At 74.2% G+C, this 1,231-nt stretch carries 1 protein-coding gene and 1 pseudogene; both read right to left on the bottom strand.

Going from position 1 to position 1,231, the window contains the following annotated elements:
* Window positions 1-1,055: FAD-dependent oxidoreductase (locus PLL68_RS15450; protein WP_324535614.1), on the bottom strand; the 1,055-nt coding region annotated here is incomplete at its 3' end.
* Between the two features lie 12 nt (window positions 1,056-1,067).
* A pseudogene (locus PLL68_RS15445) lies at window positions 1,068-1,231 on the bottom strand (pantoate--beta-alanine ligase); the annotation flags it as partial.

The raw sequence follows: 1,231 nt of genomic DNA, 5'->3' as shown, positions 1-1,231 counted from the left end.
AACCCGAGCTCACGGCAGCGGGCGACGATCGACGGGAACCGCTGCTCCAGGAACGAACCGCCGAGGTGTCGCGCGTCCAGCCAGACGTGGTCGACCCCTTGGTCGCGCATGACGTCGAGGATGGCGCGCGCGACCACGTCACGCGGCGCGAGGTCCTCGAGGGGATGCCGTCCGGCCATGATCCGGGCCCCGTCACCGTCGACGAGGAACGCGCCTTCCCCGCGCACGGCCTCGGAGATGAGCGGCTGCTGCCCCGTCGACCCCTCGCCGAGGAACAGCACCGTGGGGTGGAACTGGACGAACTCGAGGTCGGTCACCCGGGCCCCGGCGCGCAGGGCGGCGGCCATCCCGTCGCCGGTCGCGACCGGGGGGTTGGTCGTCGAGGCGTAGATCTGCCCGAGGCCTCCGGTGGCGAGCACGACGGCCCGGCCCGCGGCCGCGCCGACCCCGTCGACCTGGCCCTCGCCGATGACGTGCAGGGTCACCCCGCACACGGCGCCGTCGGCGGCGGTGAGCAGGTCGACGACGAGCGCGTGCTCGATGACCTCGATGCCCGGGTCGTCGAGCACCCGGTGCAGCGCGGCGATGAGTGCGCGGGAGATCTCGGCACCAGTCGCATCACCGCCGGCGTGGGCGATGCGGTCGCGGTGGTGGCCACCCTCGCGGGTCAGCTTGATCTCACCGCCGGCGTCACGGTCGAACTCGGCCCCCAGGGCGACGAGTTCGTGCACCCGTTCGGGGCCCTCGGTGACCAGGGCCCGAACCGCCTCGACGTCGCACAGGCCGACCCCGGCGACCAACGTGTCGTCGAGGTGCTCCTGCGCGGTGTCGTCGGGGTCGAGCACGGCGGCGATCCCCCCTTGGGCCCACTGGGTCGAGCCCGCGGAGAGCACCGTCTTGGTCACGAGCAGCACCCGGTCGACCTGCTCGCGCAGCCGCAGGGCGCACGTCAGGCCGGCGATGCCGGAGCCGACCACGATGACGTCGGCGGACGTGGTCCACCCCGGTGCGGGGGCGGTGAGGCGACGGGGCAGCGTGAGGGGGGCGGACGGCATCCGGAATGCCTTTCAGACGTCCGCGCGGGCGTGCGGGACGTCGGAGAAGACGTCGAGTGCGCCCCCGCCCGGCCCGACGAGCACGGGGGTGTTGTCGATGAGGCGGGTGGTTCCGACGCGGGCGGCGACGGCGAGCAGGGCCTCGCCCCGGTACCACTCGGGCACGTCGGCGAGCG

Origin of the sequence: Ornithinibacter sp. (assembly GCF_035443565.1) — a bacterium.
Classification (GTDB): Bacteria; Actinomycetota; Actinomycetes; order Actinomycetales; family Dermatophilaceae; genus Fodinibacter.
The sequence above is the reverse complement of the archived record's forward strand: the minus strand, read 5'-3'. Positions and strand labels throughout refer to the sequence as shown.